Here is a 15,119-nt window from a genome sequence, read left to right as displayed (position 1 = left end):
ACAAATCTAAAAAATACAAGTTTTTAAAGGTACTCGTTATGGAAATGCGAGAAACACAAGCCCTATGGCCTGACGAAATATTTTATCATGTTCTATGCAAATTAAAAGAAGACGATAAACAGTTATGTTTAATGAGGTTAGTTTGCCAATCTTGGCGTGCCAAAATTGATTATTTTTATGGCTTGTATATTTACAAAGAAAATCCATTATTTTTGTCTGCAGAAAAAGGAAATGTGGGCGTTCTTTCTAGTTTATTGAAAACTAATACTCTTGTTAACAGGATGGATGAATGCGGGCAAACCGCAATGCATAAAGCAGCCAGCAAGGGAAATATAAAATGTGTGGAAATTCTCATTACATATGGAAGCGGTCTTAATGCTCAAGATGTCAATAGAAATACTCCGATGCATTTGGCTGCCCAAGCATGTGAGGATTTGACCATAGAAACTTTACTCGCCCATGGAGCTCTATCTAACTTAAAAAATAACCAAAAATTGCTCCCTTTAGATATTTTGCTAAAAGACAAAAAAAGGGTGAATAGAAAAAATTTTCATCGTGTTTTTCAAAATTATCCTCTTTTAAAAAAAATAGTAGAAAGTCGGTTTAAAGAAACCCTCATCATTCCACTCAAATTAAAAGCGGTTCCCCTTGACTGTCCCAGTTTTTTACCGACTCAATTCCAAGACAGGCTGGAGTATCCTCCCGATTTAGGCATGCGACCAAGCGAAATTGTAGAGAATCGTATTTTAGAGAAATTGCAAAGTAAATTTCAAAACGACATAGAAAAATTCACACACGAAATTCAGCACATTCTTTTAGAGACTGTGCTGCATGATCCGAGTGAGAAGACCGAATTAACACAATTTTTGGAGATTTTGGGAAAAGAAACGTCATTTAGTCTGGCCCAAGATTTTCTTGGTTGTCTAGATTTTACCCAATTTGACCATGAGAGCTCTTCCAAATTCTATGAACTTAAAAAGATTATGGATGAGCATAAGCCGACACAAAAGTTACTTGTTACGATTCAACTTCTCACAGCTTTGCATGTTTTTTTGCATAGCTTTTCTGAAGTGACTAAAGAACATATACGTGAAACCTGCAAAAACTTTTTGACAATCGTTGGCCAAGTCCGTTTAAATAACATAAAAGTTTCAACTTATTTGAATACATGCCTCCTTCTTATCCACCAATTAAAACGAAAAATGGAAAATGGGGGGTTAGTTCCCTTAGAAAAAATGTGTTCGCCTTTATATCAGGAAACTTCATGCCCATCTAAAACTATTCAGAAAACAGTAATCTCTAAAGAACATTTAAAATTAGATCCGGTCCCACTTTTTACTGATGCCGAAAATTTCCAACCATATAAAAGAATGCTTGTGCGCATTCCGATGAGTGTCGTTCTTAATTTTCCTCCAATCAATTATGGAAAGCCGATTGAAAAATTTACAAGAAGAATTCTACAGCTCATCGAAGAAACTAGAATCCGTCCAGAGATTTTCGAGAGATATCCCTTCTTTGAGAAATTTAGAGAGTTTCTATCCTTAATAAAAATGCATTCCTTTCAGAAAAACTTGGTTGAGTTAGAAACCAAAGTGGAAGGATTTCTTTCCACTCAAAAATTTTTGGATGCAATTCAATTTATTACCATTTTAATTGCTTCTTTAAAAAGTTTTCCAAATGCAAAATCTGATAAATTAAAACAAATTTCTAGATCCTTTTTAAATGAAATTGAATTGTTAAATAAAAAAAATAAAAAAGTCGATTATCACCGAACGTGCCTCATATTAACCAGGCAGCTTACCCAAAAATTAGACAAAATGTGGAAAACTCATGATCATTGATGACTTAAGATTTGTGCATCGTTATGTACATATACATCCTCTTTTTAAAGAAGCTTTTGAATTTATTTTACAAAATCAAAAGCCTCAAGTTTCACCAGAAAAAATGTATTTAAGGGACGATTGCTTAATGGCAATCTTTGAATCAAGACCTGGCAGGACAAGGGATAACTCTCCTTTAGAGGCTCATAAAAAATATATTGATATTCAGTATACGTTATCCGGCCAAGAAGAAATTGGATGGAAATGGCAGGAAGAATGTACGCACTTCTCGCAAGCATACCAAGAAGACAAGGATATCATGTTTTTTGGCGATCGACCTTCCTTTTGGATTCCTATTCTGAAAAATAAGTTTGCCATTTTTTTCCCAGAAGATGCCCATGCTCCTTTTGTATCGAGCGATCATATTCACAAAATCATCGTAAAAGTAGCCATTGAGTCATGATGCATTTACAAGAAAAACTTAAAGACATTCAGTTTGTGATTTTAGATATCGATGGAACGCTAACAGATGGGAGTATGTACTATACCCATGATGGGGTATCAAATGTTTCCATGTTCAAGATGGGATGGGATTAACCCTTCTCATGCGAGCAGGAATCGAGATCGCGTTTTTAACAAGTGAAAATTCACCGATTGTCGAAGTGCGCGCAAAGAAATTAGGCATCAAACATGTTTTCATCAATTGTCGATCAAAAAAGCTGGTTGTAGAAGATTTAACCAACCAATTAAGCCTGCCTTTACGGAAGGTAGCTTACATGGGGGATGATGTTAATGATGAGGCACCCATGAGACTTGTGAGGTTAGAAACAGCTCACAAAAACATATACAAATCTACTAAAATCCATTCAAATGAGTAGATATATTAAGATCGGTGAAACCGCTAGACTTTTAGGTGTAAGTATTCAAACTCTTCGACGCTGGGAGGAGACGGGCTACCTCGTGCCGTCAATAAGGTCGAAAGGAAATACCAGATACTACGATCGTGATCAATTAATCGGCAAAGAAAAAATTGAAGTTGATTTAACAATTGCGTATGCAAGAGTATCAAGTCATGATCAAAAAGAAGATTTAAAGAGACAGGCAAAGGTCCTCGCCACTTATTGCACAAGCCAAGGTTGGTGCTATCAAGCCATCCAGGACTTAGGCTCAGGAATGAACTAACAAAAGAAGGGGCTCAAAGCTTTAATTCAGTTGATTTTGGAAGAAAAATCTAGATTGGTTTTGACTCATAAAGATCGCTTACTTAGATTTGGTGCTGAGCTCATTTTCGCTTTATGCGAAGCAAAGCAGATAGAAGTTGTTCTGATTAACAAGGGCGATGAAGCCTCGTTTGAAGAAGAGCTTGCACAAGATGTTTTGGAAATCATTACCATGTTTTCCGCAAGTTTGTATGGCAGCAGAAGCAAGAAGAACAAAAAATTGATTGAAGCCGCTAAAGTGTTGATTGACCATGACAACTGAGATGATGTTCACCTACCAAACACGTCTTGTGCTGAATGACGAACAAGACGACATCTTGCAAAACTGCTTGGCTAGCGTTTTATCATTCTGCTCAGTAAAGAGTAGATATGTATAGATTTTAAGTAGCGGTTTACTACATGTCCATTCGATGCAGTGTTTCTTATAAAATCCATTGTTGATTTATTTGCACAAAACCCGGGGGAAAAGGTGTGCTGTGCGAGAAGTTATTGAATTATTGCTTGAAGCCCAAGAAAAGCCAAATACTCTTCCAGCTATTTGGTAATGATCTCTAAATCTAAAACAGAAGAATGACTGATGCAAGAAAGAAGATTAGAAGGAAAAGTTGCTCTCATTACTGGGGCAGCACAGGGAATTGGGAAAGAAACAGCACTCACATTTGCAAGAGAAGGTGCCCTTGTCATAGTATCTGATATATGCGATACGGAGGGACAATCGGTTGCAAAACAAATTGGAGGAAAATCCATTTATCTTCATTTGGACGTAACAGATGAAAGCAACTGGGAAAGAGTGATAGAAGCAGTTGTAAAGCAATTTGGCAAACTCGATGTTTTAGTCAATAATGCTGGAATCACAGGCTTTCAAGAAGGATTTGGCCCACAAGATCCAGAAAATACTTCTCTAAAAAATTGGAGAGAGATACATGCCATTAATTTAGATGGCGTTTTTCTAGGATGTAAATACGCCATAAAAGCCATGAATGGAAGTCCTGCAGGTTCTATTATAAACATTTCATCGAGATCTGGTCTGGTAGGTATACCAGGAGCTGCTGCCTATGCTTCAAGCAAAGCTGCAGTGAGAAATCATACCAAAACAGTTGCTCTTTACTGCTGTCAGCAAGGATATCACATTCGTTGTAATTCTATCCATCCGGCCGCTATTTTGACACCTATCTGGGAGCCTATGTTAGGAACTGGTTTGGAAAGAGAAAAAAGGATGGCTGAAATTGTTAAAGACATTCCCATGCATAAAATGGGAACTTCTCAGGATGTTGCAAATGCAATCTTGTTTTTGGCTTCTGATGAATCCAATTATATTACAGGCATTGAACTTACAATAGATGGGGGGATTTTGGCGGGATCTAGCGCGACACCTAAAAGATATCATGCAGAAAATGAGATTTAATCATTTCATTAGAAAATCTTCGGATCCTATTTTTGGAGGAATGACGCTAAAAATATCCCCATGATAGCTTTAAGTGGCAAGGATCTGTCATCACCATTCGGGATCCTAAGGCACGATGTGGAAAAAAAGCAATGCCGCCTCTATCTTTTTGTGATTCGTTAAGAATGTTAAGAATTTGATAAATCAATTTTTAGGGTTTCTTGAGGAACAGAATCAAATAAGGGTTTCAAGAGAACGGCTAAATTCTTAGGAAGAAAAATGTCCTGTGAGCTGAAGATTTCTTCCAAACTCCACCAGCGCAGATCTTGAACGAGTTCTTTTTCATTCTGTGTGAATCCGTCAGTGCTCACTTCGGATGAATCGACTTTCAACAAGAAAAAAGACTCCTTAAATAATGTAGGAATGCCTTTCCAATTAAGGAGAATCTCCCCATACCAAACAGCGGGTTCATAGACTTTCGCCTCTAAAATACCCGTCTCTTCTCTCAGTTCTCTCAATAAAGCAGCATGTAACGTTTCCCCATGTTCAACTTCTCCACCAGGAGTAATCCAAAAAGAAGTTTTAATTGAGTTCGAATCTAGCGAACCTTTAGGACTGATTTGCATTAATAGGATACGGTTTCTCGAGTCTAGAAGTAACATTCTAGCCGTGCGTCTTTCATTCATATAAACTTTTATTTTAGTAGATTTAATGTCTCACTATAGCATGCATTGCTTTTTTATACATTTCATATTAGTGGGAACTTCAATTTGAAATTTATCTAGGCTATAAAATCTTTTCTGGTAGAATGATTGTTTATTCAATCATGTTTTTTAGGGAATTTCAAAATGAGTAAAATATTTAAAAGATTATTGATCGGCATTGTGCTTTTAATGGGTATAGTATTTATTATTAAATCGACTCCGAGTTCCTTAAATCGCGACAACTGTGCGTTTTGTAGTAGTCAAATACTCGATTATCAAAAATTTTATGAAGATGATCTTGTGATTGCGCTTTACACCCATAAACCTGTTCTACCAGGCCATTCTCTTGTTATTCCAAAAAGACATGTTGAACGCTTTGAATACCTATCTGCGGCAGAAATCTTACGAATTGGTCAAATTATTAAGAAGGTCAATGTAGCAGCTGAAAAAGTTTTTGGAACGAGTTCTTATTTACTACTGCAAAAAAATGGCGTTGAAGTGGGGCAAACTGTTCCGCATGTGCATTTTCATTATATGCCGCGAAAAGCAGGAGACGACTCTAGTCTGAAATTTCTATTAAAAATGTATATAGCGAACTTTAGCTCTCCAATCGATGTGAAAGAAATGCATGAAATTGTTGAGAAAATGAAGCTCGCTATTGAAAAATGAAGATGCACAAATACCGTGCATCTTCATATCGAATTAGTTGTATTCTGCGTAGAATTTCGCTGCAGCGTGAAGCTCTGTTAAAGCTCTTTGGTGATTAAACAGTTCCATGCAAAGCTCATTTTCTCCAGATCTTGTCCGATAAGGGAGTCGTTTTACTGCCGCGAGGGAGTTCGTGAGTTTGAGGATCTCGTCAGTCAATTTTTTTTCAATCTGTGCATGTTCAGCATTAAAAAAACGTGTGAGTTCATTGAAATCGTTTTCAACAGAATCTTTAATGTTTGTTCTGATTTCTTGCAAACGGCTGACATTTCCGAATGCTTCATAGATGGGTAAAAAAGGACCAAGTGCGCATGCGGTAAGGATTCCTTTTAAAGTTAAAGGGATCTCTGTGTGCAGAATATTGTAGCCTGTAAGAAGCGCATAAGATAAACCTGCAACAAGCGCGATTCCCACCGCAGGTGGGGCGATTGTGGCTCCAGCAACTAATCCAAAAACTCCTGCGGCTATAATGGCAACCCCTAGAGTTGTTCGTAATACGGCAAAAATTTTATCTTTCGTCTCATTATCTCTAGCACAATGCCATTTTTTCGTTGCTTCAACTAACTTCTCAGCGCGATGTTTTAAAGGGGAATGCCGAAGTGCGTCGGGTGTATTGGAGAATTTTTTGAAGATGGCGGCCGACGAAAGTGAGTGGGCGGGAATTTTATCAACGGGTACAAAATGTTCCTCGTTTAAAAACACTTTAGTATAATCATATTTACTTTTAATTGGTGCAGACATCGAAACCTCTTTTATTATTAAATTCGAAATTATTCGATTTAAATTATAATGTTCGCAAAGAAAAGTTTCAATAAATAGATTCGTTCGTCTATTAATGTTTTTTTTGTTTTATTTAAACTTTATTAGTAGCGCATCTCTGTATGTCCATTGATTATTTAATTTTATAAATAGGCTCTTTTCAAATAGCTTTTTGTTTGAATGATTTTGATTGAGATGAGCAACAAATGTCACAATCGACTCATCGATTCCTTCCAGATAATCGACAATTTCTAATTTTTTAAATTGAGTGTTTTGACAGAAGATCAAGATCTCTTTCGCCCATTGAATAGAGTCCGCAAGAAAGCTTGGATTGTCAGGATGGGTTGTTTGAATGATATAGGCAACTTTTTGGTAGGCGTATGCAGAATATCTAGAGCGCATTAAAGAGAGAGCTTGATTTGCTTGAGCTCCTTCATGAAGTATTTGGCAGCAATCTGGGTAAGTTTTACCACTATCGCAAGGGCATTGAAGTTTCATAGTTTATGAATTTGTTATAAATTTGGATGGAGCTTTATTGCTTTTTACATAAGTAATCAGTATCTTATCAAGATTTAGGTCAATAATACCCATTAAGGGAACCGTATGCTACCAAGTTTCACAGATTTTTTTAAGTCTTTTTATTATTCGAATACATATGTCTCTCCCGTAGACCTAAGTGATAAAAGTTTATCAACGCACTTACTTGCTTCGACGAATGCTAAGAAAGCCCAAAAGCTTATTTCACGACCTGAAGTTAAAAGCATGCTAAGCGAGCCTTTAAGCTGTGACTGGGAAAAAATTCAAGATAACAATGCCATTCTTGGACAGCACCAGTTTAAATTACTAAACAAAAAAAATCTTATTCTTGGTAAAATAATTCCTTATTACAACGTTCTAGAGCATGAAACTCTTCCTGGTTGGGTAATTAAAGCTGGTGCGATTGCTTTTCCAAAAGGGAGCTTTCCGCCTGGCCCAAGAAATAATAAAAAAGAGATGGCAGTTCTTCAAAGAGAAGAAAACCTCCTACGAATTGAAATGAGCCGTCGTATTGCTAAAATTGCTCAAGAAGTGCAGGTTGATGTCATTCTTCCTCAAAAAAAGCTGCTTGCATACCAAAATTCTGATAAAGAGTGTGATGTCACTCGAAAGTATTGTCTCATTTGCGAGAAAGTGGAAGTCTTGAGTGCAAAAGAAACGCTTGAAGCCATTAAAAGCATGGATGCATCGGAACAAAAAGAATTGGCGCATAAGATTTCGTTAATTGTCCGAAAAGCAGGGATAGCGGGAGCAACATTTAATAAGATTCGTTTAACTCAAGACCGAAAAATTGCGATAATCAATACGGAACCTTCCGGTTTAATGACTGTAAAAAAGACTGGTTTTGGTAAATTTTTTGGGGGGAGAGGAGCAAGCGTTGAAAAATGCGCAAGAATTGGTTTGTTTAATCTTTTACAGGAAACTCTGAAAGCTGATCCAGTACTATTTTTTATGCCGAAAGTGCTACTAGAACCTGGATTAGAATCTTTTCATGAAGAGTTGAAAAAAAATTACGATGTTGCATCAAAACCGAACTTTTCTAAAAGAAAGATTCGATTGAGTATTGTGAGTTTAGGCTTAATTCCCCTTATCAACGTTATTAGGGCTTTTGCTTTGCATAGTCTTGCAAAAGGATTTGGTTTGTATTTGAACAAATTGGATCGTCATTTCACCTCAAGATCGACTTCTTACATGACAAAAAAAGCTAATGAACTGCTAGAAGAAAATCCAGCGTTAGTCGAAGATGTTGTGACTCTAAATATCCTCGTACATAACGAAATCCAGAAAGAAAAATTTTTTATAAAGTTTGAAAGGCAGCGCCCTTTTTTTGCTAAAGTTTTTTTCCGCTTAATTGAAGGAGTGCCTTCGCTACCCAAAAGTCCTTAAATTTCGCTTTGCCTTACAGGTATGAGGGGCTATTTTGTTTTTCTTTAGCAATCTGATTTTTTAAAAATGCTTGATTTGTATTCATCTCTACTGTAAAATCTTAATAAAACATTTAATTAGGCCTACTTTACAGCATGTGTCTCCAGTGTAGCCGTCCTACATCTGCTCAATTAAGGAAGACAAAGTTAGACGTTTTGTTTTCTTTTTCTTTAGCAATAACAGATTTGGGTTACACGAACATATGCAATTAATCATCTTTGATCCGCCTAGATCATTCCCCTGCAAACACCAGTTAAGATTAGATCTCTTTGGCGGCACTCAAGAGAAATGGAACCGTTAACATCGGAGAAATATTATGTCGCTTTCAATAGTAAGAAAACAATCCAATGTCGTGGCAGCTGGTCTCGCTTTATTCTCCATGTTTTTTGGTGCGGGGGACTTGATTTGGCCTCTTATCCTCGGAGGGAATGCGGGAGACAAGAACTTTTTTGCGATGATGGGACTAATCTTTACAGGCGTAAGCTTGCCTCTTTTAGGCTTGATTTCCATGATGCTTTTTGAAGGCCATTACCGCGCATTTTTTGAGAGGATCGGTAAAGTTCCTGGAATTATTTTGATTTTCATCATTCAGGCAATTCTAGGTCCAATAGGATCGATTCCTCGGCTTGCAACTCTCTCTTATGCGACATTAAAGCCTTATCTGCCCGAAATAGTAAGTTTTACATTTTTCACGATTGTTGCAGGAGTTCTTGTTTTATTGTTCGCGATGAAAAAGCGACGTATTATCGATATCCTGGGACTGCTTTTAACGCCGGTTCTGCTTGCATCTCTGGGAATGATCCTATTTTTAGGTTTTCAAAATCCACCTCCCGCAGAAGTGAGCTCACTATCACCCTCAGAAGCATTTTCTGAAGGCTTACGTGTCGGTTACAATACATTGGATTTAATCGCTTCGTTCATCTTCGCTCCTTTTGTCTTATCCCACTTTATTGGAATGGATTATGGACAAGATCCTTTGATGGCTAGACGAGAAGTTTTTAAGCAGATGGTAAAAGCTAGTCTTTTGGCAGCAGGATTATTGTCAGGTATGTATGTTGGTTTAACCTACGTTGCGTCCTTTTATACACCTATTCTAGATATTGGGCATGCTCCCGAAGAGCGCCTTTCAGCAATCGCGATGCACCTTTTAGGTTCAAAAGGAGCGTTTATTGCTTGTTTAGCCGTGGCGATGACTTGTTTAACGACTGCTATACCCCTAGTTTCGATTTGTGGTGAATACATCAAACATGATTTGATGCAAGGCAAGGGAGGGGACATATTTCCTCTCGTTATCACATTGTTGATTTCTGGAGTCATTGCAAATTTAGGCTTCACAGGCATTGCAAATATGCTGTCTCCCGTATTAGTTATTTTGTGCCCGGGGCTGATTGTGTTAAGCGTTTTGAATATTGTTTACAAATTATATGACAAAGAATTAACCAATACTCCTGTATTTGCGGCATTTGGTATTTCAATGGCCAAACATTTCTATGAAAAAATCACAATGTGATTGACAAAACAATGCAAGAACTGTTAAGATTCCAGTTCTTTCATTGCCCAGATGGTGAAATTGGTAGACACGCCAGATTTAGGTTCTGGTGCCGTAAGGTGTGTAGGTTCGAGTCCTATTCTGGGCACATTACCGAACGTTTTGTCTGAAAGGACAAGATGTTCGGCTTTTTTATTTTGTAACTCCTTCTGAAATAGTCCTATAAGAGCCGCAGCTTCGTTCAATCCAGTGGTTCGATAATTTCCATTCTCAAAAACCAGTTTTCCGGTGAATATCGAACCAAGTAGTTTTTTCCGGATATATGGTGATGCTTGTTGGTAATAGAAGTCAAGGTTGCCTAAAAGTGATATTCCATAGCGGCAGTATTTCATAAAGTTGATATCTGTAGTTTTTAATTGAGCTATTTGCATTTGAAGCCGCTGGATTTCGTCTTTATAAGATGTCTTCATCCGCTGATAGGAATCTCTCTCCAAGTCGCCCGCTACATACATTTCATCAATCTTAAAGAGTTTAGTTTCTAGCTCGGCTAAATTTTTCTGGAGGCGATTAATTTCTTTCTCTCGATCGCCTTCTTTCGTCTTGAAGATGTCCTCCATAATCGCCATGTAAAGATTTGATACTTCAGGATGCACCTGGAAACTCTTCAAGTAATCAGAAAAGACTAAATTGGCTTCCTCCGTTTTAACTCGCTCTTTGCAGCCATTTTGGCAATGATAATAGAAATATGTTCCTCCATTCCCTTTCGAGCCACTGCCAGTTAAGGAAGAGTGGCATTTAGGGCATTGAAGTAATCCTCTTAAAGGAAGTTCATCTCTGTAGTTGACCTTCTCAACACGAGAGGCATTCTTTTCGAGAATTTTTGCTAGAACGCTTTGAACTTTATCAAAAAGCTCTTTTGAGATAATAGCTTCATGAATAGCCATTACTTCCTCTTTTTGTTCATCGCCCAATTCGGGCACAATGATTGTACCTTTATAAATTGGATTCCTTAACATACGATTGAATGCCGTTTTCTGAATATTTAGACCTTTCTCTTGAACTAATTTACGAACGCCTTCAATGGAATACAGTCCAGTTGCATAAAGCTCAAATGCCTCAATTATTAGACAAGCACTTTCATTTGGCTTTATTGTTGGGCGTGTTCCACTTCGATCCCATGCATAGCCAATAGGAGCTGCACCACAGGCATAACGTCCTTCTTTTAAAGCTCTCCGTATGCCCATTTGAGTATTCTTAGCTCTGCGACGATTATCCATTTCTGGCTCTGCCATTTTTATGGCTCTTAACAAGACTGCCGAAGGATCAGAAGTGTCGTATGTTTCCTCTAAGCATTTTACATCAACGCCATAACTTCTAAGATCACGTAACATTAAGAATCCATTTTCCATGTTACGAGAAAAACGATCCCAACGCACTACGTACAAAAATTCAACTGCTATTTGACCGTTTTTTAAATTCGTCAATAACCGTTGAAATCCAGGACGATTAAATGTTTTTGCGGAATATCCATCATCTTGAATGTGGTCAACGACCTCAATTCCATCTGCCTTGCAAGCTCTGCGAAGAACTTCCTCTTGATCGAGCAAGCTGTACCCTTTAACTGCTTGATCGTCTGTAGAAACCCGAGTGTAAATAATGGCTTTCTTGTAGCCTTTTCCTTTCTTTGAACTGTTCATAGTCTATCTCACCTAAAAGGTATAAAAATTCTCTGATCTTTTTAATCTCTTCTTGAGTGTAATTTTTGTCGTTGCTATTCAAAATTTTTTGGCATGACTCAACCGACAGCATATATTGCTCCGTTTGAGACACACCCCTGAGGTTTTCAATAGACGTGTCGGTTTATGTTATTTTTTGCCTGGCTGTGTGCCATAGCGTTACTCAATCAACTTTCTTAGGGTTCGCTTTATGCTGACTACCCTGCCATTTTCTTGCTTAACTTCAAGATCTTGATAGTTCCCTTCTCGTATGATGTCTCCAATTTTTGCGATTCTGGAAATATCTTCGATACCCTCAAGGAGGTAAATGGAACCATTAGTGAGTCTTATTTTTATCTCTTCAAAATTACCCGTACGAATCATATGCAAAACTTCAAATTCTTGAGGCGTAATCGCAGCTTCGTCTTTGTACCTAGGCTCAAGATTCGAATCTTGAAAGATTTTTTGGATAATCTCGTTTACGTTTAATTGAACATGGTTTCTGATCCAATTTAACTTTAGTGCATTTTGATACTCTGAATAAGTTAAAGGAATAGCAAAACCATCAGAAAATACAATCAAGAAGACATCCTCTAGCAGGATATAGGCGCAGCTTGTGTAGTATTCCATGATCGAAAAGGGATAGTTGTCTATTGGAGTGAAAAAAATTTCTTTCGCATTTTTTACTCGATCCAATGAAAGTCCAAACTCCCGCAAAGCTTGTATGGTATAGAGCCATAATTGATCCATGATGTTAAATTGACGCCATGCGGTATCTTCTTTTCGATCGCAATCAATCAATCCTTGGGATTCCCAATGATTAATCGTTCGATAGGTCATTGGCAAGTCTTTGATGTGATAATCTTTTACGTTTAAGGCAGCAGAAATGGCTTTGCAAATAGTTGTAGAATGATACATCTCTAATCGTTGTTTGAAATGTGATCCTCGTGAAAAGAGGTTGATGAAAAATTCAGAAGAAGAATTTTTCTCGTTACACAACTCAGTAGTTTCTTGTGTGGAAGGCATTTTTTAGTCCTTGTGTGAAAACTGAAATTTATACCTTAACGTATAATTTTGCAAAGAAAAATATAGACGAGTCTGTTTTCGAGCTCATTTTTATATTATGCAAAAGTACCGGTTCTATTTAAGGAGGGCGATGGAGAAATAATTGGGTAGAGTCCCCTCTAGTCAGATGGGACCCAAATTCAGTGGGGGGGGGTGGAGTTCTTAGCAAACCACTCCTTCACAAAAGAAACCTCCACACAGCATACAAAGCCATAGGTCTCCGAAATGGTAGGAAGAAAAGCAGGTGTTGCGGTTTTATTACCCCCGTTTCTCACATAATCATTCCAAAGCTGCAACTCAATCTCTTTTCTATTGTCAAACCTACGTGGTAAAAAGAAGAATGCTAACAGTTGAGCGTGAGTCTTACTTTTAAGGCTTCTTAAACGTTGTTTTTGACTCATGATTTTACTTTTGCCTCTAAGAATTGAATACGTTCTTCAATCTCCTGAAGCTCAATGAACTTAGCTACATGATTGAGCAAGTCCATTAGCCACACCACGTTGAATCATTGGATTAGAATGAGAAAGAAGAGAAATAAGAGTGTCGGCCGCTTTTGAAGTGTTATATTTTAGCTTGTTAACAGCTTCTTCAATTATTTCATTGCGCCTTCTATCTAATTCTTTTTTAAAAGCTGATGTTCTTAACCAACAGTATATTTGCTTAACACTGATTTTAGCTTGACGAGCTGCTTCTTCATAAGTTCCACATACAAGAAGATAGGGTAAGACTTGTAATTGCCGTTTAGTCAATTCTGCATGACTTTTCATAACAAAATCTTCCCCTATTTTTGATTATTTTTGGAAATAAGAGGTGCTTTCCATTGCAAAAGTGTTGTAATTTAATCTTTTTTAATCAAAAGGTGATCTTGTATGATTAGGGCTGCTTCAATCACCTCTCTTTCAAATACCCCTTCAAGGAAAGCTTGTTCACTATCCCTTAACAGGATCGAGCCTCTTGTTATAAACCATCATGATTTTAAAGATTTTTTGGTTTATTGTTTCCGCTCTGTTCTTGTTCTTTCTTTTCATCATCCTCAAGACGTGTCACCGTCCCTTCAACGCAAAGAGCTACACCTGTACCAATCAAAAACTTTGAAGCAGTTTGCACAACTGGATGAGGAATGAAGCTAAGGAAATAACCGCAAAGTGAGGCCGTAATACCAATGGAAATTCGGATAGGCACTTTAACTTCTTTTTCATCTTCTTTGCCATGCCCCTTAGCTGATTTAGCCATGTACATGTTATCAAAGTGAAAGTCGCATTCATCTTGGTGGAAATCAATGCCATACATATTACAATCGTACAAAAACATTGCTTTATGCCCATGTTTCTTCTCTTTCTTTTTTATGTCTTTCTTAATCTGCTTAATTTCACCAGGTTTGAATTGTGCCCCTTGCTTTTTAGCTTCTTTCTCGATAGCGTCAATGTGAGCGTCAAGATTGATCTTCTTACCGGTATAGCCTTCTACTTCCGTTTTAATCTCGAACATGACTTCCATAAGCTTACCGGACTCTAATTTGTCCTTATATCTCTTAGCTCTTTCATACAACTTTTCAAGCCTGACGATAAATGCAACATCGTTCAGGTTGATATTAACGCCAGCTATGTAATGTTGCTCAGGTTGCCAAGCTGCTAAGATTGGAGTGCAAACACTGCCGGAGAGAACAGCAATCGTTGTAGTACATAAAATAGAATTGCGAAGCAACCCAGAAAAGTAAATATTTCCCATTGTAAAGCTCTTACTGTATTTTTGTTTTTTTCAAGTTGTAATAACGTGTAAATTTTCATGACTTGGCTAGTAAATGCCCAAGACATAACCCATAGAAAAATCAGCAACTCGAAGCCTAAAATAATGTAATTAATCATGCTTCCCTCTTTAATCCCGTAGATAAATATGACCAGCGTTTACCAGGAAATGCCTCTCTCTCAATTTTTATTGAATGTGTGCGCCCCTTATAAACTCTCATGAAGCCTAAAAATTGTTACTTTCGTAGTATGAAGCGAAGCAGAGAAAGTAAAAAGTTCCCCGCCACAACAAAGGTTCCAAATAATCTTTATCGTTACAGAGAAGAGTTTAAGGATAGCTGCTCCGAAGTTTTTATAGAAGTATATTTTTTGTTTAACACTCGATCTTGCAACCTATATCTATATCATGATTTTTTTGAGGAGGAGCAGATCATTATGTTCTAGTTCTATAAAGGGAGATATTGTCAAATGTTGTGTTTTGAGCATCTAATAGCGCATCCAATTTTTTAAAAATTAAGCTGTGTATTTCACGTTAAAGACTTCTTCCC

General features: G+C 37.4%; 15 protein-coding genes, 1 tRNA gene and 2 pseudogenes. 10 read left to right on the top strand and 8 right to left on the bottom strand.

Translation table 11 applies throughout. The features are described from left to right. Positions 1–38: 38 nt before the first annotated feature. From AOM43_RS01265 to AOM43_RS01245, 6 genes and pseudogenes are all read left to right on the top strand, one after another. Complete coding sequence (locus tag AOM43_RS01265) at positions 39–1,841, top strand: ankyrin repeat domain-containing protein (protein ID WP_059358707.1); 1,803 nt, start codon at positions 39–41, stop codon at positions 1,839–1,841. Beyond that, complete coding sequence (locus AOM43_RS01260; protein ID WP_013924658.1) at positions 1,831–2,283, top strand: NanQ anomerase/TabA/YiaL family protein; 453 nt, start codon at positions 1,831–1,833, stop codon at positions 2,281–2,283. The genes AOM43_RS01265 and AOM43_RS01260 overlap by 11 nt, the downstream gene beginning before the upstream one ends. After that, the gene (locus AOM43_RS13490; protein WP_013924659.1) at positions 2,280–2,417 is read left to right on the top strand and encodes a hypothetical protein; all 138 of its coding nucleotides are present in this window, start codon (positions 2,280–2,282) and stop codon (positions 2,415–2,417) included. The genes AOM43_RS01260 and AOM43_RS13490 overlap by 4 nt, the downstream gene beginning before the upstream one ends. Further along, on the top strand, positions 2,408–2,698 hold the full coding sequence (locus AOM43_RS01255) for an HAD family hydrolase (protein WP_059358706.1): 291 nt from the start codon (positions 2,408–2,410) through the stop codon (positions 2,696–2,698). The genes AOM43_RS13490 and AOM43_RS01255 overlap by 10 nt, the downstream gene beginning before the upstream one ends. Then, a pseudogene (locus tag AOM43_RS01250) lies at positions 2,691–3,302 on the top strand (IS607 family transposase). The gene AOM43_RS01255 and the pseudogene AOM43_RS01250 overlap by 8 nt, the downstream one beginning before the upstream one ends. A gap of 315 nt (positions 3,303–3,617) precedes the next feature. Continuing rightward, complete coding sequence (locus AOM43_RS01245) at positions 3,618–4,445, top strand: glucose 1-dehydrogenase (RefSeq protein WP_006340353.1); 828 nt, start codon at positions 3,618–3,620, stop codon at positions 4,443–4,445. 167 nt (positions 4,446–4,612) lie between these two features. Here the strand turns inward: AOM43_RS01245 and AOM43_RS01240 are convergent, their stop codons facing one another. Next, the gene (locus AOM43_RS01240) at positions 4,613–5,110 is read right to left on the bottom strand and encodes an NUDIX hydrolase (RefSeq protein WP_226987350.1); all 498 of its coding nucleotides are present in this window, start codon (positions 5,108–5,110) and stop codon (positions 4,613–4,615) included. A gap of 162 nt (positions 5,111–5,272) precedes the next feature. Between AOM43_RS01240 and AOM43_RS01235 the strand changes: the two genes are divergently transcribed. Continuing rightward, positions 5,273–5,797, top strand: coding sequence for an HIT family protein (locus AOM43_RS01235; RefSeq protein WP_059358705.1), 525 nt, complete (start codon positions 5,273–5,275; stop codon positions 5,795–5,797). 33 nt (positions 5,798–5,830) lie between these two features. On the opposite strand, the gene AOM43_RS01230 is transcribed toward AOM43_RS01235, so the two are convergent. Next, positions 5,831–6,577: a hypothetical protein gene (locus tag AOM43_RS01230; protein ID WP_193374853.1), complete on the bottom strand. Its 747-nt coding sequence runs from the start codon at positions 6,575–6,577 to the stop codon at positions 5,831–5,833. 108 nt (positions 6,578–6,685) lie between these two features. After that, positions 6,686–7,093: a YchJ family protein gene (locus AOM43_RS01225; protein ID WP_006340358.1), complete on the bottom strand. Its 408-nt coding sequence runs from the start codon at positions 7,091–7,093 to the stop codon at positions 6,686–6,688. A gap of 105 nt (positions 7,094–7,198) precedes the next feature. On the opposite strand from AOM43_RS01225, the gene AOM43_RS01220 reads away from it, so the two are divergent. From AOM43_RS01220 to AOM43_RS01210, 3 genes are all read left to right on the top strand, one after another. Further along, positions 7,199–8,518 carry a hypothetical protein gene (locus AOM43_RS01220; protein ID WP_059358704.1) on the top strand — a complete coding sequence of 440 codons (1,320 nt, stop codon included), beginning with the start codon at positions 7,199–7,201 and terminating at the stop codon, positions 8,516–8,518. A gap of 355 nt (positions 8,519–8,873) precedes the next feature. After that, positions 8,874–10,067 (top strand): branched-chain amino acid transport system II carrier protein, encoded by a 1,194-nt coding sequence (locus AOM43_RS01215; RefSeq protein WP_013924668.1) that lies wholly within the window; start codon positions 8,874–8,876, stop codon positions 10,065–10,067. A 45-nt stretch (positions 10,068–10,112) separates the two neighbouring features. Next, positions 10,113–10,194 (top strand) — tRNA-Leu (locus AOM43_RS01210). Between the two features lie 745 nt (positions 10,195–10,939). Here AOM43_RS01210 and AOM43_RS14055 read toward each other — a convergent pair. The 5 genes and pseudogenes from AOM43_RS14055 to AOM43_RS01185 form a co-directional block, all read right to left on the bottom strand. Continuing rightward, positions 10,940–11,743: pseudogene (locus AOM43_RS14055) on the bottom strand (recombinase family protein); the annotation flags it as partial. 198 nt (positions 11,744–11,941) lie between these two features. Beyond that, positions 11,942–12,787 (bottom strand): MerR family transcriptional regulator, encoded by an 846-nt coding sequence (locus AOM43_RS01200; protein ID WP_059358702.1) that lies wholly within the window; start codon positions 12,785–12,787, stop codon positions 11,942–11,944. A 179-nt stretch (positions 12,788–12,966) separates the two neighbouring features. Then, entirely contained in the window at positions 12,967–13,227 is a 261-nt protein-coding gene (locus AOM43_RS01195) for a hypothetical protein (RefSeq protein ID WP_059358701.1), read from the bottom strand. 60 nt (positions 13,228–13,287) lie between these two features. After that, positions 13,288–13,593 (bottom strand): hypothetical protein, encoded by a 306-nt coding sequence (locus AOM43_RS01190; protein ID WP_226987349.1) that lies wholly within the window; start codon positions 13,591–13,593, stop codon positions 13,288–13,290. A gap of 208 nt (positions 13,594–13,801) precedes the next feature. Continuing rightward, positions 13,802–14,554, bottom strand: coding sequence for a hypothetical protein (locus AOM43_RS01185; RefSeq protein WP_059358700.1), 753 nt, complete (start codon positions 14,552–14,554; stop codon positions 13,802–13,804). Between the last annotated feature and the right edge of the window lie 565 nt (positions 14,555–15,119).

This window comes from Parachlamydia acanthamoebae (assembly GCF_000875975.1).
In the GTDB taxonomy this organism is placed as follows: Bacteria; Chlamydiota; Chlamydiia; order Chlamydiales; family Parachlamydiaceae; genus Parachlamydia; species Parachlamydia acanthamoebae.
Note: the sequence above shows the minus strand (reverse complement) of the source record. Positions and strands in the feature narration are given on the sequence as shown.

Coding starts and splice junctions, on each gene's coding strand:
- AOM43_RS01260 (WP_013924658.1), top strand. CDS start 1,831: ATGATCATTGATGACTTAAGATTTGTGCATCGTTATGTACATATACAT.
- AOM43_RS01240 (WP_226987350.1), bottom strand. CDS start 5,110: ATGAATGAAAGACGCACGGCTAGAATGTTACTTCTAGACTCGAGAAAC.
- AOM43_RS01185 (WP_059358700.1), bottom strand. CDS start 14,554: ATGGGAAATATTTACTTTTCTGGGTTGCTTCGCAATTCTATTTTATGT.
- AOM43_RS01255 (WP_059358706.1), top strand. CDS start 2,408: ATGGGATTAACCCTTCTCATGCGAGCAGGAATCGAGATCGCGTTTTTA.
- AOM43_RS01195 (WP_059358701.1), bottom strand. CDS start 13,227: ATGAGTCAAAAACAACGTTTAAGAAGCCTTAAAAGTAAGACTCACGCT.
- AOM43_RS01190 (WP_226987349.1), bottom strand. CDS start 13,593: ATGAAAAGTCATGCAGAATTGACTAAACGGCAATTACAAGTCTTACCC.
- AOM43_RS01245 (WP_006340353.1), top strand. CDS start 3,618: ATGCAAGAAAGAAGATTAGAAGGAAAAGTTGCTCTCATTACTGGGGCA.
- AOM43_RS01200 (WP_059358702.1), bottom strand. CDS start 12,787: ATGCCTTCCACACAAGAAACTACTGAGTTGTGTAACGAGAAAAATTCT.
- AOM43_RS13490 (WP_013924659.1), top strand. CDS start 2,280: ATGATGCATTTACAAGAAAAACTTAAAGACATTCAGTTTGTGATTTTA.
- AOM43_RS01220 (WP_059358704.1), top strand. CDS start 7,199: ATGCTACCAAGTTTCACAGATTTTTTTAAGTCTTTTTATTATTCGAAT.
- AOM43_RS01215 (WP_013924668.1), top strand. CDS start 8,874: ATGTCGCTTTCAATAGTAAGAAAACAATCCAATGTCGTGGCAGCTGGT.
- AOM43_RS01225 (WP_006340358.1), bottom strand. CDS start 7,093: ATGAAACTTCAATGCCCTTGCGATAGTGGTAAAACTTACCCAGATTGC.
- AOM43_RS01265 (WP_059358707.1), top strand. CDS start 39: ATGGAAATGCGAGAAACACAAGCCCTATGGCCTGACGAAATATTTTAT.
- AOM43_RS01230 (WP_193374853.1), bottom strand. CDS start 6,577: ATGTCTGCACCAATTAAAAGTAAATATGATTATACTAAAGTGTTTTTA.
- AOM43_RS01235 (WP_059358705.1), top strand. CDS start 5,273: ATGAGTAAAATATTTAAAAGATTATTGATCGGCATTGTGCTTTTAATG.